Origin of the sequence: Paenibacillus tyrphae (assembly GCF_024158745.1) — a bacterium.
GTDB lineage: Bacteria > Bacillota > Bacilli > Paenibacillales > NBRC-103111 > Paenibacillus_G > Paenibacillus_G tyrfis_A.
On the sequence record NZ_JAMZAW010000018.1, the window covers coordinates 123,550 to 150,273 of the forward strand.

30 protein-coding genes and 1 riboswitch are annotated in these 26,724 nt (G+C 55.3%); all 30 genes read right to left on the reverse strand.

The window, feature by feature from the left end; all coding sequences use genetic code 11:
* Positions 1–96: 96 nt before the first annotated feature.
* The 30 genes from NI000_RS24965 to spoIIR all read right to left on the reverse strand — a co-directional run bounded on the left by NI000_RS24965 (position 97) and on the right by spoIIR (position 26,634).
* Positions 97–1,611, reverse strand: coding sequence for an NADH-quinone oxidoreductase subunit N (locus tag NI000_RS24965; RefSeq protein WP_253414092.1), 1,515 nt, complete (start codon positions 1,609–1,611; stop codon positions 97–99).
* A 4-nt stretch (positions 1,612–1,615) separates the two neighbouring features.
* Positions 1,616–3,247: a complex I subunit 4 family protein gene (locus NI000_RS24970; protein ID WP_216794165.1), complete on the reverse strand. Its 1,632-nt coding sequence runs from the start codon at positions 3,245–3,247 to the stop codon at positions 1,616–1,618.
* The gene (gene nuoL, locus NI000_RS24975) at positions 3,237–5,132 is read right to left on the reverse strand and encodes an NADH-quinone oxidoreductase subunit L (RefSeq protein WP_253414093.1); all 1,896 of its coding nucleotides are present in this window, start codon (positions 5,130–5,132) and stop codon (positions 3,237–3,239) included. The genes NI000_RS24970 and nuoL overlap by 11 nt, the downstream gene beginning before the upstream one ends.
* Positions 5,133–5,243: 111 nt before the next feature.
* Positions 5,244–5,561: an NADH-quinone oxidoreductase subunit NuoK gene (gene nuoK, locus NI000_RS24980; protein ID WP_010499416.1), complete on the reverse strand. Its 318-nt coding sequence runs from the start codon at positions 5,559–5,561 to the stop codon at positions 5,244–5,246.
* Positions 5,562–5,564: 3 nt separating this feature from the next.
* Complete coding sequence (locus tag NI000_RS24985; RefSeq protein WP_253414094.1) at positions 5,565–6,092, reverse strand: NADH-quinone oxidoreductase subunit J; 528 nt, start codon at positions 6,090–6,092, stop codon at positions 5,565–5,567.
* Positions 6,092–6,535, reverse strand: a complete 444-nt coding sequence (nuoI, locus tag NI000_RS24990; RefSeq protein ID WP_090672266.1) for an NADH-quinone oxidoreductase subunit NuoI — start codon at positions 6,533–6,535, stop codon at positions 6,092–6,094. Before nuoI ends, NI000_RS24985 begins: the two co-directional genes overlap by 1 nt.
* Before the next feature lie 45 nt (positions 6,536–6,580).
* Positions 6,581–7,588: an NADH-quinone oxidoreductase subunit NuoH gene (nuoH, locus tag NI000_RS24995; RefSeq protein ID WP_301292668.1), complete on the reverse strand. Its 1,008-nt coding sequence runs from the start codon at positions 7,586–7,588 to the stop codon at positions 6,581–6,583.
* Complete coding sequence (locus NI000_RS25000; RefSeq protein WP_253414095.1) at positions 7,588–8,691, reverse strand: NADH-quinone oxidoreductase subunit D; 1,104 nt, start codon at positions 8,689–8,691, stop codon at positions 7,588–7,590. Before NI000_RS25000 ends, nuoH begins: the two co-directional genes overlap by 1 nt.
* Positions 8,692–8,697: 6 nt before the next feature.
* Positions 8,698–9,900, reverse strand: a complete 1,203-nt coding sequence (locus NI000_RS25005; protein ID WP_253414096.1) for an NADH-quinone oxidoreductase subunit C — start codon at positions 9,898–9,900, stop codon at positions 8,698–8,700.
* On the reverse strand, positions 9,897–10,415 hold the full coding sequence (locus NI000_RS25010) for a NuoB/complex I 20 kDa subunit family protein (protein ID WP_010500430.1): 519 nt from the start codon (positions 10,413–10,415) through the stop codon (positions 9,897–9,899). Before NI000_RS25010 ends, NI000_RS25005 begins: the two co-directional genes overlap by 4 nt.
* Positions 10,400–10,765, reverse strand: coding sequence for an NADH-quinone oxidoreductase subunit A (locus tag NI000_RS25015; protein ID WP_251602038.1), 366 nt, complete (start codon positions 10,763–10,765; stop codon positions 10,400–10,402). The genes NI000_RS25010 and NI000_RS25015 overlap by 16 nt, the downstream gene beginning before the upstream one ends.
* A gap of 246 nt (positions 10,766–11,011) precedes the next feature.
* Positions 11,012–11,419 carry a F0F1 ATP synthase subunit epsilon gene (locus NI000_RS25020; protein ID WP_253414097.1) on the reverse strand — a complete coding sequence of 136 codons (408 nt, stop codon included), beginning with the start codon at positions 11,417–11,419 and terminating at the stop codon, positions 11,012–11,014.
* Between the two features lie 111 nt (positions 11,420–11,530).
* Positions 11,531–12,937 carry a F0F1 ATP synthase subunit beta gene (gene atpD / locus NI000_RS25025; RefSeq protein ID WP_010500433.1) on the reverse strand — a complete coding sequence of 469 codons (1,407 nt, stop codon included), beginning with the start codon at positions 12,935–12,937 and terminating at the stop codon, positions 11,531–11,533.
* Positions 12,938–13,035: 98 nt separating this feature from the next.
* Positions 13,036–13,893, reverse strand: a complete 858-nt coding sequence (gene atpG / locus NI000_RS25030) for an ATP synthase F1 subunit gamma (RefSeq protein WP_253414098.1) — start codon at positions 13,891–13,893, stop codon at positions 13,036–13,038.
* A gap of 153 nt (positions 13,894–14,046) precedes the next feature.
* Positions 14,047–15,561 carry a F0F1 ATP synthase subunit alpha gene (gene atpA, locus NI000_RS25035; RefSeq protein ID WP_010500435.1) on the reverse strand — a complete coding sequence of 505 codons (1,515 nt, stop codon included), beginning with the start codon at positions 15,559–15,561 and terminating at the stop codon, positions 14,047–14,049.
* Between the two features lie 16 nt (positions 15,562–15,577).
* Entirely contained in the window at positions 15,578–16,129 is a 552-nt protein-coding gene (locus NI000_RS25040) for a F0F1 ATP synthase subunit delta (protein ID WP_253414099.1), read from the reverse strand.
* Positions 16,126–16,611, reverse strand: a complete 486-nt coding sequence (atpF, locus tag NI000_RS25045) for a F0F1 ATP synthase subunit B (protein ID WP_253414100.1) — start codon at positions 16,609–16,611, stop codon at positions 16,126–16,128. Before atpF ends, NI000_RS25040 begins: the two co-directional genes overlap by 4 nt.
* 82 nt (positions 16,612–16,693) lie before the next feature.
* Positions 16,694–16,909: a F0F1 ATP synthase subunit C gene (gene atpE, locus NI000_RS25050; RefSeq protein WP_025850351.1), complete on the reverse strand. Its 216-nt coding sequence runs from the start codon at positions 16,907–16,909 to the stop codon at positions 16,694–16,696.
* An 81-nt stretch (positions 16,910–16,990) separates the two neighbouring features.
* Positions 16,991–17,764 carry a F0F1 ATP synthase subunit A gene (gene atpB / locus NI000_RS25055; protein ID WP_253414101.1) on the reverse strand — a complete coding sequence of 258 codons (774 nt, stop codon included), beginning with the start codon at positions 17,762–17,764 and terminating at the stop codon, positions 16,991–16,993.
* A 26-nt stretch (positions 17,765–17,790) separates the two neighbouring features.
* Positions 17,791–18,156: an ATP synthase subunit I gene (locus NI000_RS25060; protein WP_253414102.1), complete on the reverse strand. Its 366-nt coding sequence runs from the start codon at positions 18,154–18,156 to the stop codon at positions 17,791–17,793.
* Complete coding sequence (locus tag NI000_RS25065; RefSeq protein ID WP_054977492.1) at positions 18,157–18,393, reverse strand: AtpZ/AtpI family protein; 237 nt, start codon at positions 18,391–18,393, stop codon at positions 18,157–18,159. It abuts the gene before it with no gap.
* A 173-nt stretch (positions 18,394–18,566) separates the two neighbouring features.
* Positions 18,567–19,709 carry a non-hydrolyzing UDP-N-acetylglucosamine 2-epimerase gene (gene wecB / locus NI000_RS25070; RefSeq protein WP_253414103.1) on the reverse strand — a complete coding sequence of 381 codons (1,143 nt, stop codon included), beginning with the start codon at positions 19,707–19,709 and terminating at the stop codon, positions 18,567–18,569.
* A 28-nt stretch (positions 19,710–19,737) separates the two neighbouring features.
* Positions 19,738–20,367, reverse strand: coding sequence for a uracil phosphoribosyltransferase (gene upp / locus NI000_RS25075; protein WP_036682788.1), 630 nt, complete (start codon positions 20,365–20,367; stop codon positions 19,738–19,740).
* A gap of 246 nt (positions 20,368–20,613) precedes the next feature.
* Positions 20,614–21,861 (reverse strand): serine hydroxymethyltransferase, encoded by a 1,248-nt coding sequence (glyA, locus tag NI000_RS25080; protein WP_253414104.1) that lies wholly within the window; start codon positions 21,859–21,861, stop codon positions 20,614–20,616.
* A 38-nt stretch (positions 21,862–21,899) separates the two neighbouring features.
* A complete protein-coding gene (locus tag NI000_RS25085) occupies positions 21,900–22,529 on the reverse strand; it encodes a TIGR01440 family protein (protein ID WP_253414105.1) in 630 nt (209 codons plus the stop codon).
* 34 nt (positions 22,530–22,563) lie between these two features.
* A complete protein-coding gene (rpiB, locus tag NI000_RS25090) occupies positions 22,564–23,022 on the reverse strand; it encodes a ribose 5-phosphate isomerase B (protein ID WP_253414106.1) in 459 nt (152 codons plus the stop codon).
* A 99-nt stretch (positions 23,023–23,121) separates the two neighbouring features.
* Positions 23,122–23,202: riboswitch (ZMP/ZTP riboswitch) on the reverse strand.
* A gap of 81 nt (positions 23,203–23,283) precedes the next feature.
* Positions 23,284–23,868, reverse strand: coding sequence for a low molecular weight protein arginine phosphatase (locus NI000_RS25095; protein ID WP_253414107.1), 585 nt, complete (start codon positions 23,866–23,868; stop codon positions 23,284–23,286).
* Between the two features lie 101 nt (positions 23,869–23,969).
* Positions 23,970–24,533, reverse strand: coding sequence for a manganese efflux pump MntP (locus NI000_RS25100; RefSeq protein ID WP_253414108.1), 564 nt, complete (start codon positions 24,531–24,533; stop codon positions 23,970–23,972).
* 157 nt (positions 24,534–24,690) lie between these two features.
* The gene (locus tag NI000_RS25105) at positions 24,691–25,752 is read right to left on the reverse strand and encodes an L-threonylcarbamoyladenylate synthase (RefSeq protein ID WP_253414109.1); all 1,062 of its coding nucleotides are present in this window, start codon (positions 25,750–25,752) and stop codon (positions 24,691–24,693) included.
* Positions 25,753–25,800: 48 nt separating this feature from the next.
* Complete coding sequence (gene spoIIR, locus NI000_RS25110; RefSeq protein WP_253414110.1) at positions 25,801–26,634, reverse strand: stage II sporulation protein R; 834 nt, start codon at positions 26,632–26,634, stop codon at positions 25,801–25,803.
* Between the last annotated feature and the right edge of the window lie 90 nt (positions 26,635–26,724).

The following is a 26,724-nucleotide window of genomic DNA, read 5'->3' on the forward strand; positions in this document are numbered from 1 at the left end:
TTCACCATTCAGACATATACGCCGAAAAACCCCGCCTCTCCGGTCAAGGAAAAGCGGGGTTTCACATGCACGAGTGGAGAAATACTTCCACCCGGACTAGCTAAATATGAACAAATCCTGCGTAAGCGAGAAGATGCGTTCCAAGTAGCCGAGCACCCAGTGCGGGAACAATCCGAGCACTACGCTCGCGGCTACGCACAGCCACATCGTTACGCTAAGCGGAACGCTGGTGCGGATCGGCTGCGCCCCGTCTTCACTGCGCATGAACATTTGGCGGATCAAGCCGAAGTAGAAGTAGTACGAAACGACGCTCGTTCCGATCATGACCGCCGCAAGCCAGTAATGCTGCGTTTGCAGCGTGCCGAGCAAAATGTACAGCTTCCCGAAGAAGCCGCCGGACACTGGCAGTCCTGCCAGGGACAGCACCAGCAGCACGGTTGCGATAGCCGTTCCCGGCGCCCGGTAATACAAGCCGGCCAAGCCTTTGATCTCATCGTCGCCCGTCGAGCGTTCGATGATCATCAGCACCGCGAAAATCCCGATGTTCATGAACAGATAGGCGATCAGGTAAAAAGCGAACTCAGCAAAATTTGAATAATGCATCATCGAGAACTGAATCGCGATCGGCACCATCAAGTATCCCGAGTTGGCAATCCCGGAGTAAGCCAGCAGCCGTTTCATGTTCGTTTGCCGCAGAGCAATGAAGTTACCGACGATCATCGCAGCGGCCGCCACGACCATCAAGGATAGCAAGACGTCCTTATGGAACGGAAGATTCATCAGATCCCCGATCGCATAGACGTTGTACATGAACCGGAACAAAATCGCGAATGCCGCCGCCTTCGACACGACCGCAAGAAAAGCGGTAACCGGCGTCGGAGCTCCTTGGTATACGTCCGGAGCCCACATATGGAACGGCGCCGCCGCCACTTTGAAGCCGAAGCCCGCAAGCAGCAGGAAAAAGCTTAAATAAACGAGCGGAAGCATTCCATGGGACGCTGCCCCCAGTCCCGCGTTAATCTCCTTGATCACCGTCGAGCCCGTCATGCCGTACAAGAAGGACATACCGTACAAAATGACGGCTGACGATACGCCGCCCAGCACAAGGTACTTAAAAGCCCCCTCGTTCGAGCGTTTGTCTTTCTTGCGCATGGCTACCAAAATATATGAGGTGATACTGAGCAGCTCCAGGCCGACGAAGATGGTGATCAGATCGCCGGACGAAGCCATAATCATACCGCCGAGCGTCGCCGGCAGAAGCAAATAATAAAATTCGCCGATATGCGGAATTTCATCTTCTTTCACCGAGCCGATGCTCATTAGCGTAATCAGCCCGGCTCCCGCCAGCAGCACCAGCTTCAGGATGGCCGCAAAATCGTCGACCCGGTAGCTGAAGTTCAGCAGCTGCTTCGGTTCTGCAGGATTGAGCTGCCCTGCCGCAAATACAGCAGCGATAATAATGCCCACCAGCGATAGCCAGCCCAGCCAGGTCCGGTTCATCTGACGCGGCAGCAGCAGATCAAGCAGCGACAACACCACAGCGGCGGCGACAAGTGTCAGCTCCGGAGCCAGCAGACCCAGATCACTTAGCTCAAGACGTATCGGTTCCACCGGTCTAACCCCCTATCTTCGCAGAAACGCTGTGAATGAATTGATCGAAGCTGCTGACGGTTTGATGCAGCGGATTGCTCAGCACGCCCGGGTAAATCCCGAGCACCACGATGAAAGCGACAAGCGCAATCATCGGAATCGCTTCGATCAGCCGTGCATCCCGCATCTCCGGCAGCGTCGTCTTCTGCGGTCCGTACGTGATACCGAGCACCCCGCGAAGCACGTAGACCGCAGCCAGAATGATCCCGAGCGCCCCGACGGCCGTAATGATCTTATACTTCTCGAACAAGCCCAAGAAGGCCAGGAATTCGCCGATGAAGCCGGACAACCCGGGCAGGCCGAGCGAGGCCATCCCCGCTACAAGCAGAATGCCGGAAATGAACGGCACCGATTTGGCCAAGCCCCCAAGCTGGTCAAGCTCCGTCGTCTGCGTACGCTCATAAATGCTCCCGACAAGCAGAAACAACAGCGCCGAGATGAGACCGTGAGAGACGAGCTGGAATACGGCTCCTTCCAGACCGGCCGGGTTAAACGCGGCAATGCCGACCAGCACGATGCCCATATGGCTAATACTGGAGTAAGCCAGCACCAGCTTGAACTCCTTTTGCACGAAGGCCAGAATCGCACCGTACACGATGTTGATCACACCGAGAATCGCCAGTACGGCAGCCCACTGCACCGCCTGCTGCGGGAACAGCAGAATCCCGAAGCGGATCAAGCCGTAAGCGCCCATTTTCAGCAAAATGCCGGAGTGAATCATAACGATCGACGGCGGAGCTTCTGTATGTACTTTCAGCATCCACGTATGGAACGGGAAAATCGGCAGCTTGATGCCGAAGGCCACGAGCATCATCAGGAACAGCACCCATTTCATCGTTTCGCTTAAATAGAACGGGTTGCCTTCCAGATCGCCTTGATTCACATACGAATCCGCGCTCTGGAACAGATGCTCCATAATCACGTTGATATCCCCGGAATAATGAATCGAAATGCCGTTATCCCCCATCGTTTGGCCGAAGCCCGCCGTACTGACGAGGATGAGAAAAGCGATCAGCATAATCGCCGAACCGATTCCGTTATAGATTAAGAACTTGTTCGCAGCCCGCTCCCGATCCATATACCCCCAAATGCCGATCAGGAAAAACATCGGGATCAGCGTCAGCTCGAAGAAGACGAAGAACAAGAACAGATCCTGCGCCATAAAGACGCCGAACATGCCGGTTTCGAGCAGCAGGAACAATATAAAATACGATTTCCAGCGCTTCTTGATGTACACCGAAGCCAGCGCAGCCATCGTTGCGACAATCGCGGTCAAGAAGACGAGCGGCAGCGAAAGACCATCAACGGCCATCGTATACTTGAACTCAAAGAAGTACGCCGTCAATTGACTGAGTCCCTGCGTCTCTTTGTTCAACGGAACGAGGATCCACGGTACCTCTTCTCTAAACTGCATGCCTTCGAGATTATGGTTGAACTGCCCGTAAAGCCAGGCGGACAGCACCAGCGGAATGAGCGTCGCGACAATCGCCGTCGCTTTGATCCACTGGCCCTGCGTCTTAGGCGTGAACATCAGGATCAGCACACCGATGAGCGGCGAAAAAGCGATGAGCGATAAAATAGGAATACTATCCGACATCGATGAACCTCCTTCCCGCAATGGCCAGCATCAAAATCAACAGCCCGAGCAGCGTCATCAGCCCGTACGATTGTACCTGTCCGTTCTGCATCCGGGACCCGAGACGTCCGAGGCCGGTTACGGTATAGGCAGCCAAACGAACGACACCGTCGACCACATAGACGTCGAACAGGTGCAGCAAAGATCCGATTCCCTGAAGCGGGCGCACGATGATCGCCTGATACAGCTCATCGATGTAATACTTGCGGTTCAGCAGCCGGTACAGCCAAGGCGCGCCAGCCGAGACGGCATCGGCGGAAATCACGCGTTTGAGATAGACGAGATATCCGAGTCCGATCCCGAGCAAACCGACGACGTTGGACATCACCATGACGAACCAGGAAGCATGCTCTTCTTCCGCATGTCCGGTCAGCCACGAGCCCAGCCACGGATTGAACGGCGTGAAGACGAAGCCGGCTACGACGGCAAGAACCGCCAGCACGATAAGCGGGAAGGTCATGGAGCCGGGAGATTCGTGAACCGGACCGTGATTTTCCTTTTGCCGGGATTTGCCCATGAACACCAGAAAGAACAGGCGTGACATATAAAATGCCGTAAAAAACGCTGCAATCAGTCCGACCCAGAACAATCCGGTATGTCCGGTGTTATACGCTTCGGCAAGAATCGCATCCTTGGACCAGAAGCCGGACAGCGGCACGATCCCGCTGAGCGCGAGCGCGCCGATGGCAAACGTCCACGCCGTAATTTTCATTTTGCTGCCGATGCCGCCCATTTCGTGAATGTTCTGCGTGTGCACCGCATGAATGACGCTGCCTGCGCCAAGGAACAGCAGAGCCTTGAAGAAGGCGTGCGTGAACAAGTGGAAAATGCCTGCCGTATACGCCACGGTCGTGCCGATCCCCAGCGCCATCATCATGTAGCCGAGCTGGCTGACCGTAGAATAGGCCAAGATCCGCTTAATATCGTTCTGTGCCGTACCGATCGTGGCGGCAAATATCGCCGTGAACGCCCCGACCACAGCGACCACGGTCAAAGCCACAGGCGATGCCGTGAAAATGTCGAACGTCCGCGCTACGAGATACACGCCAGCGGCAACCATGGTCGCGGCATGGATCAGCGCACTGATCGGCGTCGGACCTTCCATCGCATCCGGCAGCCACGTGTGCAGCGGGAATTGGCCGGATTTGCCGATGGCGCCGACGAAAATCAGAATGGCGATCCAAGTCGCCATGTCGCCGGAAATTTTTCCACCGGACAGCGCATTATGAATCGAGCTAAAGTCGAGTGCATGGTTCGGCATAACCCAGAACAGCAGCAAAATACCGAGAAATAACCCGACGTCGCCGATCCGGGTGACGATGAACGCCTTCTTGGCAGCCGCCCGGGCTTCCGGCTTGAAATACCAGAAACCTACGAGCAGGAACGAGCAGACGCCGACCAGCTCCCAGAATATGTAGAACTGCACCATGTTCTCCGAGATGACAAGTCCGAGCATGGAGAACGTAAACAGGGCGATATAAGCGAAAAACACATTAATTCGCTCGTCCCCGTGCATATAGCCTTTGGAATAAATATTGACAAGCAAGCTGACAAAGGTCACGATGACCAGCATGAGCGCATTCAAATTCGTAACCTCGAAGCCCATGTTCAGCGTAATGTTGCCAAGATGGAGCCATTGCAATTTGTTCCACGTGAAATCTTCGACGTTCCCGCCGATCCGTTCCCAGAAAATAAGGACAGACAGCGCGAACGAAGCAAACACGGCCACTATGCTGATATAAGCGCCCGTCTCCCGCAAGCTGCGCCCCACCGCCGTTAAAATGAGAAACGACAGCAAGGGGAACAACGGGATGAGCCAAGCGTATTGCGAATAAGCCGATACCATAGGCTTAAGTCCTCCTCCAAGAGATTACCGCAAGCTTTCCTAAGAAAACGATCTCTGATTGCTGTCCGGATAGCCTCCCTAGCTTCCGGACAAGCGCTTGCGGAAGCTGCGCTATCGCTTCATTGAGTCCATCTCGTTGACATCCGTTGTTCCTTTGTTGCGGTACAGCGCAATCAGTATCGCAATGCCGACGGCCACTTCCGCCGCGGCCACCGTAATGTTAAACAGCGAGAAAATTTGCCCGGTTAATCCCGGGTTGACGCCCAGCTTGGAAAAAGCGACGAGGTTCAGGTTGACGCTGTTGAGCATCAGCTCGACAGACAGCAAGACGATAACGGCATGCTTTTTCGAGAGCGCTCCATACAATCCGATGCAGAATAGAATCGCTGCCAGCGTCAAGTAAGGCGTAGCCAATCCGGTAGCTCCCATCCCTCAGTCCTCCTCTCTCTTCGCTACGATGATCGCACCGATGAAAGCGACCGTCAGCAGCACCGACATCAATTCGAACGGGATCACATGGTTGGTAAACAGCAGCTTCCCGATCTCCATCGTATTGTCCTGCATCGACGGGTATTCGCCGGAAGGAAGCTGCGATTGCTGGATCGCGTAGAAGATGATGCCGAACAGTCCCGCCGCCCCGACGAACAACAGTCCGTTATGCCACGGCCGCTTCGGCTCTTCTTCCTCTTCCTTCGTATGCTTGGTCATCATGATCCCGAAAATCATGAGAATGGAGATGGCGCCCGCATAGATCAAGATCTGAACGACGGCCACAAATTCCGCTTCGAGCACGACATACAGCCCGGCCAGGCTGATGAACGTCAGCGCCACGGCCACGACCATGTGAACCACTTTGGTAAAGCTGAGCATGAAAATCGCCCCGCCGATGGCAAGCAGCGCACAGATGAAAAATGCGATATTTTCGCCGCGGGACAAAAAGTCGACGATATTTCCGAACATTATTTCGCCCCGCCTTTCGGAAGCGCGGAGTTGTTCTCCTTGCGCACGTTGTGATTGTTCTCGTTCAGCCATTGCAGGTTTTTGAACAAATCGTCGCGGCTGTACGTGCTCAGCTCAAAGTTGTTGGTCATCACGATCGCTTCGGTCGGACATACTTCCGTGCACAAGTCGCACAAAATGCATATTTCAAAGTTAATATCGTACGTATCGATCACTTTTCCCTTTTTCTCGGGGTCCGGGTTCGGCTTGCCGACCAGATTGATGCACTCCGTCGGGCAAATGCGCGCGCATTGATTGCAGACGATGCACTTCTCGGGGTCAAAATGCTGGATGCCCCGGAACCGGTCCGGCATTTGAAGCGGAACGTCGGGATAAGCGTAGGTCACTTTTTTCTGGGTCATGGATTTAAAAGTCACGCCCAGTCCCTTCATGATGCCCTTCATAGTCAATCACCCTTTCATCCTCGGCATCCGGCTGCCGGGTCCTTGTTACATCGCAATCGCCATATAGATGGCCGTTACAAAAATATTAACCAGCGCCAGCGGCAGCAGCACCTTCCAGCCGAGTCCCATCAGCTGGTCCACCCGAATCCGGGGCATCGTTGCGCGCAGCCAGAACAGGCAGAATACGATGAACGCAAACTTCAGCAAAAACCAGATGATCCCCGGGATAAAATCGAGGAACGGAAGCGGCGCCTGCCACCCTCCCAAAAACACGGACGTCGTCAAGCCGGCGATAGCGAACACGTAGACGTACTCGGCAAGCATGAAAAAGGCAAAGCGGAAACCGCTGTACTCAACGTGGTAGCCTGCAACCAGCTCCGACTCGGCCTCAGGCAAGTCGAAAGGCGTCCGGTTCAGCTCCGAAACGGCAGCAACGATAAACACGGCAAAGCCGATAATTTGCGGCAAAAAGTTCCAGTGCCAGAACCCGCCCGCCTGGCCTTCCACGATCGTGCGAAGGTTCATGCTGCCGGACATCATCACGACGCCTACGATAGAGATAACCAGCGGAATTTCATAGCTGATCATCTGGGCAGCAGAGCGCATTCCGCCGAGCAGGGCGTATTTGTTATTGGAAGCCCAGCCGCCGAGCACGATGCCGATGGTCGAGATTCCGGAAAGCGCGACATAGTACAGCACTCCGACGTTCAGGTCGCTGCTGATCAGCCGGTCCGTGAACGGAATGGCGGCAATGACCGTAAACGCAGGAATAAACGTAATCACCGGAGCGAGGATGAAGAGCTCGCGTTCGGCCTTTTTCGGAATTGTGTCTTCTTTGATCAAAAGCTTGAATACGTCCGCGACGCTTTGCAGCAGTCCGAGAGGGCCGACGCGGTTCGGACCGATCCTCAACTGCATCCAGCCGATGACCTTGCGCTCGAAATAGATCGCGTACGTCACAAAGCCAAGAACGATCAAAAGCAGCACGACGCCCCACGCGAAGAAAATGGCCGCATTCGTCCATGTTAACGGCTCTTGCAATAAATCCGGCATCAGCTATCCACCTCCCCGACAACGATATCGATGCCTCCGAGAATGGTGATCAGATTCGTCATCGTTTCGCCGACCAGCAGCTTCGGCAGGATCTGCAGATTGACGAATGACGGTCTGCGGAATTTCAGGCGGTACGGCTTATCTTTTCCTTTGGAAATAATATGGCAGCCGATTTCACCACGCGGCGATTCGATACCGGCGTACACTTCCCCTTCGGCGGGACGCAGCACACGAGGCACCTTGCCCATGATTTCGCCTTCCGCCGGGAATTGCTCGACCGCCTGCTCCAGAATGCGCAGCGATTGGTGGATTTCCTCCAGCCGCAGCAAATATCTGGCGTAGCAATCGCCGCCCGTGCTTACCGGGACGTCGAAATCGAAACGATTGTAAATGCTGTAAGGCTGGTCCTTCCGCAGGTCCCAGTTTACCCCCGTACAACGCAGATTCGCACCACTCAGCCCGTAGGCAATAGCCGTCTCCGCGTCGTATTTGCCGACGCCCTTGATCCGGGCCAGAAAAATTTCGTTTCCACTCACCAAATCGTTATATTGGTCCAGCTTGCCCCTCATGTAAGGGACAAACTCGCGCACCTTCTGAATCCAGCCTTCCGGCGCATCCCACTTGACTCCGCCGACCCGCATATAGTTGTACGTCAGCCGGGCGCCGCATAGCTCGTTGAACAGGTCGATAATAATCTCCCGGTCGCGGAACGCGAACAAGAACGGGCTCATCGCCCCGATATCAAGCAAATATGTGCCCCACCAAACCATATGACTGGCGACCCGCTGGAGCTCCATCACGATCAAGCGCAGGAACTCCGCTTTTTCCGGGATTTCCAGCTGCATGAGCTTTTCCACGGCATTGACAAGCACGTAATTGTTCGTCATCGCCGATACGTAGTCCAGCCTGTCCGTATAGGGAATGATTTGGGTATACGTTAAGTTTTCGGCCAGCTTCTCCGTTCCCCGGTGCAGGTATCCCATGACCGGGATCGCTTCCGTGATGATTTCGCCGTCGAGCTTGACGACGATCCGAAACACTCCATGCGTACTCGGATGCTGCGGGCCTACGTTCAGCAGCAGTTCTTCCGTTCTAATGGCCAAACTTCATCACACCTCCGGGTCGAGCGGCTCATAATCTTTGCGCAGCGGGTGACCGATCCAATCGTCAGACATCATAATCCGGCGCAGGTCGGGATGTCCCGGAAAATCGATACCGAATAAATCGTAGACCTCCCGTTCGTTCCAATTGGCCGTTGGCCAAATCGGAGTCACGGAAGGAATGGACGGCGATTCCCGGTCCGTCTTCACTTTCACACAATAATTGCGCTTCGTTTCCAGCGAAATGATATGGTAGGCCACTTCCATATGGGTCTCCATATCGATTCCGGACAAATTGCGCAAGTAGTTCAACTTCAGCTCCTCATGCGTCCGCAGCAACTCCGCCACGTCCGGCCAAGCCTCGGCTTTGACAATAACATAAGGAATATGCCCGTCTTTTTCATTAATAAAAGCTTCTTCGACCGCATCCGCGCGAAAATCTTTCAATATCGCCACAAGCCGGTCCACCAGCGGCTGGTTCGGCGACGGCTCCTTCGGCGCCTCGGGCTCCGCCCCTTCCGTTTTCGCGGCGCGCGCGTTCGCTCGCGCGGCTCTCGCCTCGGCGGCGGCTTTCGCCTTCGCCTCCTTCTCGGCGTCGCTCGGCGCTGCGCGCTCCGCCTCCGGCGCGTCGCCGGGCTCGCCTGCGGCGGCCTTCGCGGCCCGCGGCTTGCGCGCCTCCGCGCCAGGCTCGCTGCCGCCGGCGGCCGCTTCGAGCGGCTGCGCGCCTTCGGCGCCTGCCTGCGGCGCTGCCGGCTTCGCCGCGGCGTACCCGCCCGGCGGCTCGCCTGCGCCGCCCGCCTTGGCGACGTCGGCGCCCGGCGCTGCCGTCGGCTCGCCGCTCATCGGCGCCGCCGCGGGGGCAGGCTTCGCATCGAGCGCTTCGCCGCCAGCGGCTTTCGCGTCGCCGCTGCCTGCCTCTGCGCCGCTCTTCGCGGGAGCGGCTTCGCTTGCGACCGCTTCCCCGGCGGACGCTTGGCTTACGCTAGCTTTCGCCGTATCGCTCGCCGGCTCACCGGCTGCACCCGCTTTCACTCTATCGCTCGCAGACGGCTCGCCTGCGTTCGCTTTCGTATTTTCGCCCGCCGTCGACTGCTCGTCTGAAATGGCTTCCGCTTGATCGCCCGACGGCTTTGCGTTAGCGTCCGCTTTCGCTTGCTTCTGCTCTTCGGCAGCGGCCGCATCAGCTTTCTCTCGCTTTTGCTCCTCGCTCATCGATTGGTCACCTGCTTACCGGTTTTCGCTTCATAGCGGATTTTTTCCTGCAGCTTGTTGATGCCGTAGATCAGGGCGGCCGGATTCGGCGGACAGCCGGGAATATACACATCGACCGGAACGACTTGGTCAACGCCCTTCACTACCGCGTACGATTTCACATACGGGCCGCCTGCCGTGGCACAGGAGCCCATCGCAATAACCCATTTCGGCTCCGGCATCTGCTCGTACAAACGCCTCAACAGCGGGGCCATCTTCTTCGTCACCGTACCGGCGACGATCATTACGTCCGACTGGCGTGGGGACGTCCGGAAAATAACGCCGAAACGGTCTAAATCGTAATGGGACGCGCCCGTGCCCATCATTTCGATGGCACAGCAAGCCAGTCCGAAAGTCAATGGCCACAGCGAATTGCTGCGGGCCCACGCCTTCACCTGCTCCAGCGTCGTCATGAATACGTTGCGCTCCAGCTCCTGCCGTTCCTCCGGCGTAATGCTCTCTAAATTGAAGTCCATTGCAGCACCTTCTTCTTCCAAGCGTAGAGTAAGCCTATGATCAGCAGGCCCACAAATATGCACATCTCTACAAGCGCAAACAAGCCTAATTGCTTATAAGCAACGGCCCACGGGTACAAAAATACGGTTTCCACATCAAAGATGACAAACATCAGCGCAAAGAGGTAATACCGGATGTTGAATCGGACATGGCCCGTTCCTACCGGCTCGTTACCGCTTTCATAAGTCGTATACTTTTCCTCCACCGGTTTGTAGGGACGGAGCCAGCGACCGATTGTAAGCGCTGCAATTGGAAGCAATACCGCTAAGAAGAGAAAAATCGTTACGACCACGTAGTTGTTCATGTACATCGCGAACGAACCGCCTCCCTTATTATATTGGGTCCCGCCTGCGTATTACTCCTGCAGGACAGTTGTTAATGTTATGCCTTCCCAATTATAACAAATGCCTTTTGGGGTGTCTAACATTTTCATCCACTTTCACAATGCCTTCATAAGTCGGGAAGCCTAATCCCGTACGATTCATATAGTGTACTGGAAGAACTAGAAAAAAAAGACGAAGGAACCGTGTTCCTCCGTCTTTTTTTGGTTCATTTATTATTTTTTCCCAGAGACGTCAATTCGATTCAATGCACGCTGCAAAGCAAGCTCGGCCCGCTTGAAGTCGACATGGTCTTGTTTGGCTTGAGACAGCCGACTTTGCGCCCGTTCTCTCGCTTTCTGTGCACGCTCGACATCGATCTGTTCCGGCAGCTCGGCGCTTTCCGCCAGTATAACCACCTTATCCTTGCGCACTTCCATGAAACCGCCGTTTACTGCGATAACCGTGTCTTTCGACCCTTTCAGTTTCACAGTAATCGGAGCGATTCGTAATGGAGTGACCAGCGGAATGTGATTCGGCAGAATTCCAAGCTCCCCTTCAACGCCCTTTACGACAATCATGTTCGCCTGTTCGGCGTACACTTTACGCTCGGGGGTGACGATTTCCAACAGGAATGTGCTCACTTGGATTCCCCTCCTAAGGGCTTTCGTTAGAAAGCCACATCGTAAGCATTAATCTTGCCGCCAAAGCCCGATTCTTCAGCGGAATCGGCGCTTCAGCCGCGTTCTATTTCATTACAGCGTTTTTGCCTTTTCGATCGCGTCTTCAATCGTACCCACGTTGTGGAACGCAGGCTCTGGAAGGTTATCGTGCTTGCCTTCGAGGATTTCTTTGAAGCTGCGGACGGTTTCTTTAACCGGCACGTACAAGCCAGGGATCCCGTTGAACGCCTCGGCCACGTGAAGCGGCTGCGACAGGAACAAACGGAGACGGCGAGCGCGGTGTACGACCAGTTTGTCCTCGTCGGACAACTCGTCCATACCCAAGATCGCGATAATATCGAGCAGCTCTTTATAGCGCTGAAGAATCCGCTTCACGCCTTGAGCGACATTGTAATGCTCTTCGCCGAGAATTTCCGGAGTCAAAATCCGGGAAGACGAAGCTAGCGGGTCTACCGCAGGGAAAATACCGGCGGCAGCGATGCTGCGCTCAAGGTTCGTCGTTGCGTCCAAGTGAGCAAATGCCGTTGCCGGAGCCGGGTCGGTGTAGTCGTCCGCCGGAACGTAGATCGCTTGGATGGAAGTAACGGAACCTTTTTTCGTCGAAGTGATCCGCTCTTGCAGCTGACCCATCTCGGTAGCCAGCGTCGGCTGGTAACCTACCGCGGAAGGCATACGGCCGAGCAATGCGGAAACCTCGGAACCCGCTTGGGTAAAGCGGAAGATGTTGTCGATAAACAGAAGCACGTCGCGGCCTTCTTCGTCACGGAAATATTCCGCCATCGTCAAGCCGGACAATGCCACGCGAAGACGCGCACCCGGCGGCTCATTCATCTGTCCGAACACCATCGCGGTCTTCGAGATAACGCCGGAGTCCTTCATCTCGTGATAAAGGTCGTTACCTTCACGCGTTCTTTCGCCTACGCCCGCGAATACGGAGATACCGCCGTGCTCTTGAGCGATGTTGTGGATAAGCTCCTGCATCGTAACGGTTTTACCTACGCCCGCACCGCCGAAGAGACCGATCTTACCGCCCTTCGCATAAGGAGCCATCAAGTCGATAACTTTAATTCCCGTTTCAAGAATTTCCGCCTTCGTCGACAGGTTGTCGAACGCAGGAGCGGCTTTATGAATCGGGCTGACGTTGGTACGGTCGACTTCTGTCGTTCCGTCGATCGGATCGCCAAGCACGTTAAATACGCGGCCCAGCGTAGCCGGTCCTACCGGTACGGAAATCGGAGCTCCGGTATCGACGGCTTCAATACCGCGTACCAAACCGTCCGTGGAAGACATCGCAACACAACGAACCAGGTTGTCGCCGAGATGTACCGCAGCTTCAACCGTCAGGCTGATGTCATGCTCGCCTTGCTTTTCGGCTTTCTTTTCAATCTTAATGGCATTCAAAATCTCAGGGAGGTGTCCACGTTCAAACTCAATGTCAACGACCGGCCCTGTGATATTCACAACGCGCCCTTTGCTCATGTTTTCCCTCCTCAAAGTTTTGCCTATGGCAAAACTGCATCGTAAGCATATATCCGAGCCTTGCCGGAGGCAAAGCCATTAACGTACCATGATTCGATCTAGGCGTTAGCGTTCGCACCGGCGACGATTTCGGAAATTTCCTGGGTAATCGAAGCCTGACGCGCACGGTTGTAAGACAACGTCAATTCGTTGATCATCTTCGTCGCGTTCTTCGTCGCGCTGCTCATCGCCGTCATTCTGGCGCCGAACTCGCTGGCCTTTCCATCCAGTACCGCACTGTATATGAGCGTCTCGGCATACTTGGGAAGGAGCACTTCCAATACGCCCTCGGCAGACGGCTCATACTCGTAGGCTGCTGTTGTTTCGACGGATACGTCTTCCATCGGGAGAAGGCGTTTGACGGTCGGGATTTGAGTCATCGCATTTTTAAACTGGTTGTAGACCAAGAACAATTGGTCATACGACCCGTTTTCGAAATTAGCTACCGCTGCAGCCGCAATCGACTTAATATCCGAGAACGTCGGCGAATCGGAAAGCCCGGTTACTTCCTCCAAAATCGGAATGTTCCGCTTCTTGAAGAAATCTCTGCCTTTGCGTCCGATCACGAAGATCGAATATTCGGCAGGAGAGTTGTGCTTTTCCCGAATTTCCGCCAACACCTTCCGCAACACGTTGGCGTTGTAACCACCGGCCAGACCGCGGTCGGACGTGATGACCAAATAACCGGTCTTCTTCACCTCGCGGGTTTCGAGCATCGGGTGCTTTACACCCTTCGTTCCCGCAGCGATGCTGCCGACCACTTCCTTCAGCTTATCCGCGTAAGGACGGGCGGATTCCGCCGCCATTTGGGCTCTTCGAAGCTTGGAAGCCGCAACCATTTCCATGGCCTTGGTTATTTGCTTCATGTTTTGCTTGGATCTGATCGCGCGCTTAATCTCGCGCATCCCTTTTGCCATACCTGCTCACCTCTCTTTCGAGGCTTCTCCGCTTGCTTCCGCAGGCCCTGAACGGCCTATGCTTCCGCAAGGGAGAACCTTCATCGAAACGCTTGTTTCAGGCTTATCGTAGAGCACCGGGTTTCTTCACCAGATTCCCGGGTTAATTATATATTATTCGGAAACCGAGAAGCTTCTTTTGAACTGTGCGATCGCGTCCGTCAATGCTTTCTCGTTGTCCGCGGTCAAGTCTTTCGTGTCGCGGATGCTTTGGAGAATTTCCGGACGGCTTGTGTCCAAATAGGTCAGGAATTCGGATTCGAAACGAAGCACGTCTTTTACCGGAATATCGTCCAGATGGCCTCTGACAACCGTAAAGAGGGAAGCCACTTGACGGTCAAGACCCATCGGCTGGTTAACGCCTTGCTTCAAAATTTCAAGCGTGCGCTCACCGCGGTTCAAACGGCTTTGCGTCGCTTTATCCAAGTCGGAACCGAACTGTGCGAATGCGGCAAGCTCGCGGTATTGAGCCAAGTCGACGCGGAGCGTACCGGCAACTTTTTTCATCGCTTTCGTTTGTGCGGAGCCGCCTACCCGGGATACCGATATACCGACGTTAACCGCCGGACGTTGGCCGGAGTAGAACAAGTCGGACTCAAGGAAGATCTGTCCGTCCGTAATCGAGATTACGTTGGTCGGAATATATGCGGATACGTCGCCTGCTTGCGTTTCAATAAACGGCAGCGCGGTGATCGAGCCTCCGCCCAACTCGTCGTTCAATTTTGCAGCGCGCTCCAGCAAACGGGAGTGCAGATAGAAGACATCGCCCGGATAAGCTTCCCGGCCCGGAGGACGGCGAAGCAGCAAGGACAGCTCGCGGTATGCAGCCGCTTGTTTGGACAAGTCGTCGTAAACGATCAGGACGTGCTCGCCCTTGTACATGAAGTACTCGCCCATCGCGCAACCTGCATAAGGAGCAAGCCACAGCATCGGGGACGGCTCGGAAGCCGAAGCGGTAACCACGATCGTGTATTCGAGCGCGCCTGCTTTACGCAGCTGCTCTACTACGCCGACAACGGTGGATTGCTTTTGTCCGATTGCAACGTAAATACATTTTACGCCGTTGCCTTTTTGGTTGATGATTGTATCGATCGCGATTGCGGTTTTACCCGTTTGACGGTCGCCGATGATAAGCTCCCGCTGACCACGGCCGACAGGAATCATCGCGTCGATTGCTTTAATCCCGGTTTGCATCGGTTCATGAACCGATTTACGGGCCATAACGCCCGGAGCCGGAGATTCGATTGCACGGAAATTCGTTGTGTTGATCGGACCTTTGCCGTCAACCGGTTGACCGAGCGGGTTCACGACGCGGCCCAGCATTTCCTCGCCTACGGGAACTTCCATGATGCGGCCGGTACGCTTCACTTGGTCGCCTTCGCGGATGTCGGTGTAAGGCCCCAGAATAACGATACCTACGTTGCTTTCCTCAAGGTTAAACGCATATCCCAACACGCCGTTGGGAAACTCGAGCAGTTCGCCTGCCATGACGTTCTCCAAGCCGTGCGCACGGGCGATACCGTCGCCGACCTGAATAACCGTACCTACGTCAACCACTTGAATCTCGGATTTATATTGTTCAATCTGCTGCTTAATCAGCGTGCTGATTTCTTCCGGTCTGATACTCAAATTCCCTCACCCCTATCTACAGTGCTTGAGATTGATTCAACGTTTTGTGCAGACGCTCCAGCTTGCCCGCCAAGCTTCCGTCATACAGACGATCGCCGATGCGGACTTGTATGCCGCCGAGCAATCTTTTATCGAGAACCGATTCCACACGGATTTGTTTGCCGGTTAATTTGCCGAACGTTTCGGCAATCGTGCCGAGCTCCGCTTCGCTGAGTTCCACAGGCGTGTATACCGTGGCGTTCGCTTGACCGAGCGCATCGCTGGCGATTTTGCTATAAGCTGCCGCGAAAGCTTCCAAAGACTCTTCCCGGCGGCGCTGGATGAGCAGCTTCAGCGTGTTAATAACGACTTCGGATACGTCCGCATCGAAGATTTGCTTGATCAACCCGATCTTTACATCAGCCTCGATGCCCGGATGCTTGATGAGCTTGAACAGGTCCGGATTCTCGTTTAAGACCGCACTGACCTTTCCGAGCTCTTGCTCGACTTGAGCAACCCGGTCGGACTCCCTAGCAACATCGAATAATGCCTTGGCGTACCTTTTGGCTGCGATCAGATCCTGGCTCATCGGTTGCCCCCTACTTCTTTCAAGTAGTGTTCAACCAACTCTTCCTGGGACTTCTCGTCAACTTGCTTCTCGATAATTTTGGAAGCGATCATGACGGACAAAGCGCTGACTTGACCACGAACGGCCGCAATCGCTTTGTTTTTCTCGCTCTCGATATCCTGAAGCGCTTCGTTTTTCAAACGAGCTGCCTCCGATTTCGCTTGCTCCACGATTTCTTCGCCTTGCTTGGCGCTTACTTTGCGTGCTTGCTCGACAATCTCGTGAGCTTCCTTGCGAACATCCTGCAGCGCTTGTTTTTGTTCGGCAAGCAGTTGCTCCGCTTCACGGCGATTTTTATCTGTAGATTCGATTTGCTCAGCAAGCATGCGCTTGCGCGCTTCCATGATTCCCATCAAAGGTCCGAAAGCGTATTTATTCAATAGCCAATACAGGATCAGAAAGGCTACGATCGCAAATACAAATGACTCCCAATGCCAACCCATCCATGCCACTCCTTTCAGTCATTTCAGGCAAAACGAAGGCGTGGATGGCTCAGGCCTTCCGCGCCAAACCGATTTCATTCAATTAAGCACCGAAGAAGATCAGGAATCCGAGTACGACACCGATAATCGGCACGACCTCGACGATACCGACACCGATAAACATTGTCGTTTGCAGAGTACCGCGGAGTTCAGGCTGACGAGCGATACCTTCGACTGTTTTGCTGACGATCAAACCGTTACCGATACCTGCGCCAAGTGCGCCCAAACCAATTGCCAAAGCTGCTGCCAAAAATTCCATTGTTAAAATCCTCCTCAACTGATAACTAATTTTTTAGTTTGTTTTCTTAAAATTCGCGACTGGCATGAAGCGGTCACCGGATTAATGACCTTCCTCGTGCACGGTAGCTTGCGAAATGTAAACCATGGTAAGAATCGTGAACAGGAACGCCTGAATCGCGCCGACGAAAATACTGAAGCCTTGCCATGCGACAAGCAGCGGAGTACCGAAGATCCCGGCCATCAGAATCGTGGCGATCAGCACCTCACCCGCAAAAATGTTCGCGTACAAACGCAAACCGAGCGTCAGAGGCTTCGAAATTTCCTTGATTACATTCAGAGGGAAGAAGAACCAAAACGGTTCGAAGTAATGCTTCAAATAATGCTTGGTATTGAGCTTAAGACCTAAATAATGCGTCAGCACAAATATGATCACAGCAAGCCCGAAAGTGACCGATACATCGGCCGTCGGCGATTTCCACCAAGCCACCTCGACTCCGTGACCGCCGTGGGCGCTTTTGATCATCTCTTCGGAAATGACCGTATAACCGAACAGCGTCAACGGTTGGTCATGCGTAGTAACGATACCGAAGGGAAGCCCCAACAGGTTGGCTACAAAAATAAACATAATCAAGGTCATGCCCAGCGAAACATAAGGCTTCACTCTGTTTAAAGGCATAGTGCTGGCAATAATATTGTGCACGAACTCGATGACCCATTCCAAAAAGTTTTGCATTTTGGAAGGATTGGTAACGGACAAGTTCCTTACGGATAACCGTGCCAGAACGAACACGATGACGCAAGTAACGATAATCGCCAGAAACGTGGAGATATCGATATTCAGTCCCCCGAGCTGTAAAACCGGAAATTTATGCATTTTTACATTTCCCTCCTTTCCATGCACTACGATTGATTTCTTCTAAAAAGTAAACCCATCAGGAGTGTTACCAATTGGACAAAAAATAATCCAATGATGGTAAAAACAAGGTTGAACTGAGGCAGCTTCACGGCGATCATCACCGCGATTAGCGCCATGCACATCCTGGAGACCGTTCCTAAATTGACTCGTTTGCCCATGTATTCGTTTGCGTTCTGGGAAACCGACTCAATTTTCATGGCCAAAAGCCAGGCGTTGATCAGGCTGACCGCCAGACCGAGCATCAATCCGCACACGTATGTCCGGTAAGCCGGCATGAGGGCCCAAAACAGCAGCAGGGCAGACAAAAAATACAGCGTAACACGAACAACAGACTTTAACTGGTTCTTCATTTATTCCCGTTTGTCCTCCAGAAACCGTTTTAGTACCAGTATGACCGTAAAGATACCGATTGCAAAACCAATCAATACCCCGCCGATCAACCAAGCCTTTGTACCGCCACCCCAATGTTTGTCGGCCAAGCTCCCTATGAAATACCCAACCGTTGTGCATACGACAATGTCGATACCCAGAGCGCTGACCAATGCGGCCGCGCGCCAAGGCTGATTGTACGGATCCTTTTCATTCATGGATGCCACCCTACAATCCTAGTATATTTTATCGAAGCAAAGTCAATTTTGTCAATTGTGCAACTTGGCCTGATTTCTATGACAAAAATCACAAAAACGTTGATATATCAAGGTTTTTTTGGCTCACAAACCAAACAGTGCAACTGTACGCTGTAGCGTTTGTCAATATATTGTCACGGTTGGAACGGCTCTGGCCTGTCCGGCGTATGTCCGAAGTGGTAAAGGATCGCCTGAACGATCCGTTCGGACGCCTTTCCGTCACCGTAAGGATTGGCCGAGCGGCTCATTCTTTCATACAGCGCCTCATCGCTGAGCAGCGCCTTCGCCCGCTCGTAGACATGCTGTTCGTCCGTTCCCACCAGCTCCAACGTTCCGGCGTCAATGCCTTCCGGCCGCTCGGTCGTTTCACGCAGCACGAGCACCGGCACGCCGAACGAAGGAGCTTCCTCCTGCATCCCTCCCGAATCGGTCAGGATCAGATGCGCGTGCCGGTAAAAGTTGTGGAATTCCAACACGTCGAACGGCTCGAGTAATTTGATCCGGTCATGCCCTCCGAGCATCTCGTGTGCCGGCTCCTTAACGGCCGGACTCGGATGCACCGGATACACGATGACAATATCTTCAAACTCGTCGACCAGCCTGCGCACGGCGCGGAAAATTTGACGATGGGGCTCGCCCTGCGACTCCCGGCGATGAGCGGTCATCAGCACGAGGCGCTTGCCCTTCGCCCAATCCAGCACCGGATGGGTGAACTGCTCCTGTACCGTATATTGAAACACATCCGTCACGCTGTTGCCAGTGACATAGATCGCGTTCTCGGGCTTATTTTCTTTGCGCAGGTTGCCGGCCGACCAATTCGTCGGCGCAAAATGCATATCGGCCAGTACGCCCGTAAGCTGGCGGTTCATCTCTTCCGGGTACGGCGAAAGCTTGTTCCACGTGCGCAGCCCGGCTTCCACGTGCCCCACTTGAATCTGCTGCAGGAAAGCCGCATAGCTGGCGAGGAACGTCGTCAGCGTATCGCCGTGAACGAGAATGATGTCCGGCTTCTCTTCCTTGAACACGGGATCGAGTCCCTGCAGCACGCGAATGGTGATTTCGTTCAGCGTCTGGCGGTCCTTCATGACGTCCAGATCGTAATCGGGCTTGATTTTGAAAATATCGAGCACTTGATCGAGCATTTGGCGGTGCTGTGCCGTAACGCATACGAGCGATTCGATCTGCTCCGGATGCTTCTCCAGCTCTTTCACCAGCGGAGCCATCTTGATCGCTTCCGGTCTTGTCCCGAAAATCGTAATGACTTTAGTTTTTTTCATGCTTTGCGGTTTCCCCTTCCCGAAGACTTTATTTCGTTCCGAACAACCGGTCGCCCGCGTCTCCGAGCCCCGGCACGATATAGCCGTGGTCGTCCAAATAATCGTCGATAGCCGCTACGTAAATATCGACATCCGGATGCGCCTGCTGTACGGCTTGGACGCCTTCGGGAGCGGCGATCAGACACATCAGCTTAATCTGGGTACAGCTGCGCTTCTTGAGCGCCTCGATCGCCGCATTCGCCGAGCCTCCCGTGGCCAGCATCGGATCGATCACGATCAGCTCGCGCTCCGTGACGTCCGTCGGCAGCTTGGCGTAATATTCGACCGGCTCCAGCGTTTCCGGGTCCCGGTACAATCCGATGTGACCCACTTTAGCCGCCGGGACGAGCTTCAGGACGCCGTCCACCATGCCGAGCCCCGCTCTCAGAATCGGAATAAGCCCGAGCATCCGCCCGGAAATGACCCGGCCTTCCGCCGTGGTGACGGGCGTGCGCACCTCCACCTTCTCCAGCGGAATGTCTCTTGTAATTTCGTAGGCCATCAGCGTGGCCACCTCGTCGACAAGCTCGCGAAAATCTTTCGTTGTCGTATTTTCGTCCCGTATGTACGTTAACTTATGTTGGATCAGCGGATGATCGCAAACAAATACTTTTCCCATGCCTTGCTCCCCCTACTAACGCTATGAAGCCAAACCTTGTCTATTATACCACAACTATAAGAAGTAATCCCAAATCGCGTGAAAAATATGCAGCTTCGTCAAAAATGATCCACGTGGAACAAATAAAATCGGCACGCGGTAAGGGCAGCAGGCCTGCCATTAGCCGGGAATCGACGCCCGAAGCGAACAACACAAAAGAACCGGTCCCTTCCCAAGGAAAGGTCCGATTCTTTTGCAAAAAGCGAATTAGTATTGAAGCCCCGAATAAAGCGGGAACTGTGCCGTCAAGTCTTTGACCATCCCACGCACTTTGTCGTGGACCGACGCGTCGGACGGATTTTTCAGGGTCAGGGAGACGATCTTCGCGATCGTTTTCATCGCTTCTTCGTTCATGCCGCGGGACGTTGCCGCCGGTGTGCCCAGACGGATGCCGCTCGTCACGAACGGGCTGGTCGGATCGTACGGGATCGCATTTTTGTTAACGGTAACGCCGACTTCATCAAGCAGATGCTCGGCTTCTTTACCCGTAATGTTCAAGCTGCGCAGGTCGATGAGCATCAAGTGGTTGTCCGTACCGCCGGACACGATGTTGATGCCTTCGGCCGACAAAGCTTCGGCCAACGCTTTGGCGTTGTTGATAACGTTTTGCGCGTACGTCTTGAACTCCGGCTGGAGCGCTTCGCCGAATGCTACGGCTTTCGCTGCGATGATGTGCATCAGCGGACCGCCTTGCGTGCCCGGGAAGACCGCTTTATCGATTGCCGCCGCCCAAGGCTTGCGGCACAAAATCAAACCGCCACGCGGACCGCGAAGCGTTTTGTGCGTCGTCGTCGTGACGAAGTGCGCATGCGGCACCGGATTCGGATGCAGGCCTGCTGCGACCAGACCCGCGATATGCGCCATGTCCACCATGAAAAGCGCACCGACGTCTTCGGCGATTTTGCCGAGCGCTTCAAAGTCGATCGTACGCGAGTACGCGCTTGCGCCAGCCACGATCAGGCGAGGCCTATGCTTGAATGCCGCTTTGCGAACGTCGTCGTAATCGATGCGGGCATCTTTCTCGGATACGCCATACTCGACGAAATTGTACAGAATGCCGGACGCATTCACCGGGCTGCCGTGCGTCAAGTGACCGCCGTGGGACAAGTTCATGCCAAGAATTGTATCGCCAGGCTTCACCGCGGCAAGATAGACGGCCATGTTCGCCTGCGCGCCCGAGTGAGGCTGTACGTTCGCATGCTCGGCACCGAACAATTCTTTCGCGCGGTCGCGGGCGATGTCCTCTACGATGTCGACGTATTCGCAACCGCCGTAGTAGCGCTTATGCGGATAGCCTTCGGCGTATTTATTGGTCAGTACCGTACCCATCGCTTCAAGCACGGCTTGGCTGACAAAGTTTTCGGAAGCGATCAGCTCGATTTTGTCGCGTTGACGGCCGAGCTCCAAGTTCATCGCCTCAACGATTTTCGGGTCCTGTTTGCGCAAATGTTCCATAATGAATAAGTCCTCCTCATAGTTAAAATGATTTATGGTTATTGTGACTGTTCATCGCAGCTTTCTTCTCCGCGAGGCGGCTCTGCCGTATAGACGGCACGGGCTCCGCCGATCAGCTTCGGGCGGGTAACCGCCATCAGTACGGGCGCCTCGCCGATCTGCCGGATCGACGGCCGGACCGGAACGGCTACGCGCTTCAAGTGCATCCCGATCAACGTGCCTCCGATATCGATGCCGGCATGTGCCACCACGGTCTCTACGACGACGGCGTCGGCCAGCTTCCGGTAGGCATAAGAGGCCATGGAGCCGCCGGCTTTCGGTACCGGAATGACGCTTACCTGCTCCAAGCCGTACCGCCGCATCGCTTCCCGCTCCATCACAAGCGCCCGGTTCAAATGCTCGCAGCATTGATAAACCGGGAAGAAACCAGCTTCTGCCCTCACGGCTTCCACCGCTTCATAGATCTCCCTGGCGACCGCTTCGCTGCCCCCGGTGCCGATATGGCGGCCGAGCACTTCGCTCGTGCTCGTCCCGATCACGATGAGCTGGCCCGGCTCGATTTTCCCGGCCTGAACCAGCTCCCGGACGATCGTTTCGACTTGCGTACGGACGGCCGAGACTGGCGAATCCGCTTCCTTCCGGCTGTTAACGTTCGGCTGTTCGGTCATCGATCTCACCCTCTTTTCCTGCCATGCGGCAAATTTAAGGATGTACGGCGAACTTATCTTCGAGCGCCTTGACCTTGTTTACCCGATTCCGATGGCGTTCGCCTTCCGAAAACTCGGTTTCGAGCCAGATCTTAACGATTTCCTGCGCAACCCCCGGGCCGATAACCCGCTCGCCCAGCGCGAGCACGTTCGAATCGTTATGCTCCCGCGTCGCTTTGGCGGAAAATAAATCGTGCACGAGCGCGCAGCGGATACCCGGCACCTTGTTGGCCGCGATGGTCATGCCGATGCCCGTCCCGCAGATAAGAATGCCTTTGTCCGCATCACCCGCCGCCACTTTCTCGCATACAGCCAGCGCATAATCCGGGTAATCGACGGAATCGGCACAGCTGCAGCCATAATCTTGAACCTCGTGTCCCAACGATTCGATCAGAGGCTTCAGCTCGTCCTTCAGCCGGTACCCCGCATGATCCGCACCCATTGCAATTTTCATTTTCGTGAATTCGCCTCCTCGCTAATGTCGATTTCATTATAACCCAAAACCGCGACAAAAACGAAAAAAGAGCATGACGCATGCGTGTACGCTTGCGATGCTCTTTGCCCAGGCGACCGGCCGTATGTCCCGATGCTCCACTGTGGTTGCCCCCACTCGTCGCCAGTTACATCGGGATTCCTTCATGTATACGTTCATCATATCCGATTCTGCGCCCGGTGTAAAGCCTATCTTGCTGCCTGAGCGGTAGTACAAGCGGCTTCAGCGGGCTTCTTTCAGCTTGGCCGCGAGCTTGATTAGACAGACGTGAATTTCGGTCGCACAGCTCTCGTACTGCTGCAGCGAGCCGCCGAACGGATCGGCGATGTCCGGAGTAGGCAGTTTCCGCTGCAGCGTTACAATACGTGACCGCTCTTCGTCCGTCACCGGCTTCGCCAGCGCTTGCTTCAGCTGGATATCGGTCATCAACTTTTCGACTTCAGCGATTTTTGCCGCGGCTGCCGAATCAGCTTCCACGTATTCCTTTAAGGTATGAATCTTGTCCACGGCGTCCGGAAACCGTTGAATCGTATATCTTTTGTGCGAGGAAGTCATCGTCAAGATCAAATCCGCCCACTCGACCGTCGATTGCGAAAGAGCTGCGGAACGCTGAGGCCCTGTGCCGCCGTTTGATTTCAACACAGTCGCTGCGTGCTCGGAGATCGGAGTCCCGTCATGGGCGGCTACCCCGGCGGAACGCACCTCAATCCCCGCCAGCCCCTCGTCCGCCAGTATTTTTCGCATCAATCCTTCCGCCATCGGACTGCGGCAAGTATTGCCGGTACAAACGAACAAGATCCGGTTCATCGCATTCTCCCCTCTTTCATCTCGAAATTGGTTCTCCCCTATATATTACCTCAAAACCACCGGATTTACCTCAAAACCGCCCAAGGGCGGATGCGGATCGGTCACAACAAAAATCGAATGCCGAACGCAAGCAGGATGACGCCGCCCAGCGCTTCGCCATACTCTCCCACCCATTCGCCGACCCTTCGCCCGAGCACCAGCCCGGCGACCGACATGAGTCCGCCTGCCGTGCCGAACATGAGAACGGTCATGATGACATCCCCCGCGAACATCCCGAGCGAAACGCCGACGGAGAACGAATCGATACTGACGCTGAGCGAAAACAGCATAAGCCCCCAAAAGGATCGGTGATCGTACGTCGGGGACTCTTCCGCACGCAAGGAGCTGTAAACCATGTGCGCTCCGAGCAGCAGCAGGAGGACGCCTCCGCAGATCGTGGCGACTTTGCCGATCAGCGAGCTGATATAGCCGCCCGTCCACATTCCCGCGAGCGGCATCACTATGTGGAATAGGGCGGTTACGATGCTGATTTTGGCAATATCGAGCTTGCGGATGCCCCGCATGCCGATCCCGAGCCCCAGTGATAACGCATCCAAACCGAGGGCCAGCGCCATAAGCCCGATGGAAATGAATTGTCCCCACAGCAGCGGCGATGCCAGATCCATGCTTCCCCTACCCCCTGTCCTCTTCTTAACCAACATATGCGGACAAGAGGGTAAACATGAATTCCATAATATGCCACAAAATAGACGAATCTGTAGAAGGCGAGTGAGTCCCATGGGTGGGGCACACGGGGCGGAAGACACGAAGCTGAATAAATAGCTACACCGTTAAAATGCGACCTCCGGCAGCTTTGCGCAGCCTGTTCATGATCGCGGCCCCGAGGCCTTCTTCGGGGCAAGCTTCGGCAGCGATGAAGCCGATCCCGGCTTCGTCGAACTCGCGTAGTGCCGCGTACAGCCCATGGGCGACCGTTTCCAGGGCGTCCAAGCGGCCGCACGGCACGACATGGTCCGCGCGGAAGCGGTCCGCGTGCTCTGCGTAGGTCAATACGCCGGTGCGCTCGCCCCGCGCCCGGGCTTCGTCCAGCTCACGCTGCATGCAGGCATGCACCAGTTCGTCCGATGCGCCCTGCACAAGCACCATCGTCCCCCGCGGAGCGTAGTGCGCATATTTCATGCCCGGTGCGCGCGGAGTGTCGGGCTCGCGGTGCTCCGCCTGCGGCTCGATCACGGGAATGCCCAGCAGCGCTTCGCGAAGCTGGCCCGCCGTAACCCCGCCGGGCCGCAAAATATAAAGCGCATCGCCCGCAAATTCCACCACGGTCGATTCCAGACCAACCCCGGCTTCTCCTCCGTCGACGATTCCTGCTATGCGGCCCGCAAGATCACCCAGCACATGCGAGGCGTTCGTCGGGCTCGGACGTCCGGAGCGGTTCGCGCTCGGCGCAGCGACCGGGCAGCCGGAGGCCGCGATCAGCGCGAGCGCGACAGGATGGCCCGGCATGCGCAGCCCGACTGTCGAAAGTCCCGCCGTGACGAGCGGAGACAGCGCACCCGGCTTGACCGGCAGCACGACGGTCAGCGGGCCCGGCCAGAAGGCGTCCAGTAAACGCAAAACGGCCTCCTCCGGCGGAGCGACGAGCTCCTCCAGCTGAGACCTGTCCGCGATATGCACGATCAGCGGGTTATCCGACGGCCTGCCCTTGGCTGCGAAAATGTCCGCAACGGCCTCCGTGTTCCGCGCGTCCGCCCCGAGGCCGTACACCGTCTCGGTCGGAAACGCGACCGTCCGTCCTTCCCGCAGCAGCGCGGCTGCTTCGAGCAATGCTTCCCGGGAAGGGGCTTCCGCGCTCACTTTCCACACCTTTGTTTCCGTCGTCATGTTCGTTATCTTCCTTTCCTGACAGACCGGCCCGGACGGGCCGCCGCATCAGGCAAACCACGAGCCGACTTTGTTCATGAGATCCCATATGAGGAAGCGTACTTCCGGCTGCGGGGCTTCCACCGGGGCCTCGGGTTGAGCTTTCGATAGAACGGATGCTTTGCCGCTATCGGCCGCTTTACCGTTCCAGACCTTGGCGTCGCCTTCGGCGCTTCCCTTTTTACTCTCCGGCTGACTTTTCTTCCCCGCTTCGGCAGCGCCCCGTTTTGAAGCCGAGGCATTTTCGCTTGGAGCCGATCCGCCATTTTCCGCAGACTCTTCCGCAGCGGCGGCATACGCCGTGTTGTTCTTTTTCACGACACCCGTGTCTGCAAAGCATAAAGGGGGGAACAGCACGCACCACCAGTTCTGCCCTTCGGCGGCGCCGATGGCGATGCGCAGGGCTTCGTAATCTCCTGCGGGATACACTTCGTTGTTATATATTTTAGCCGGGAATGGGACCATTCCCAATTCCACGCGATACGTATAGTCAAAACCGTTCTTGCGCAGCGTCTCGCCGACGAGCTTATCTAGCTCGGGCAGATGATCGCGCAAGGTTTGGCGGGCCGCTTCGATGCCTTGAGGCTCGGTCGCCCAGCTTTTCATCTGCTCCATGACGGCGTCGCGCACTTCGCGCTTTACCCATTGATCGGCCGGAGCGTCGGAGTTGGCCAAAATGCGCAGACGGATCGCTTCCTTCGGAATCGAGCTTCCCGCTTCCGTTTCTCGCTCCGCCGCGGTGACCAGCATCGCATTGGAACGGTTCGTTTCCCAGCACGCCAGCATCACCATAAGAGCAAAAACCAAGTACGCATATCGTTTCCACGCAAACCGTTTGACCATCTCCGAACAGCCCCTCTCGAACTCTAGCATCTCTAGTTGTCAGTATGCTCGGGTCTGAGAGAGTTTATACTCGGCCGGAGAATAAAGTTC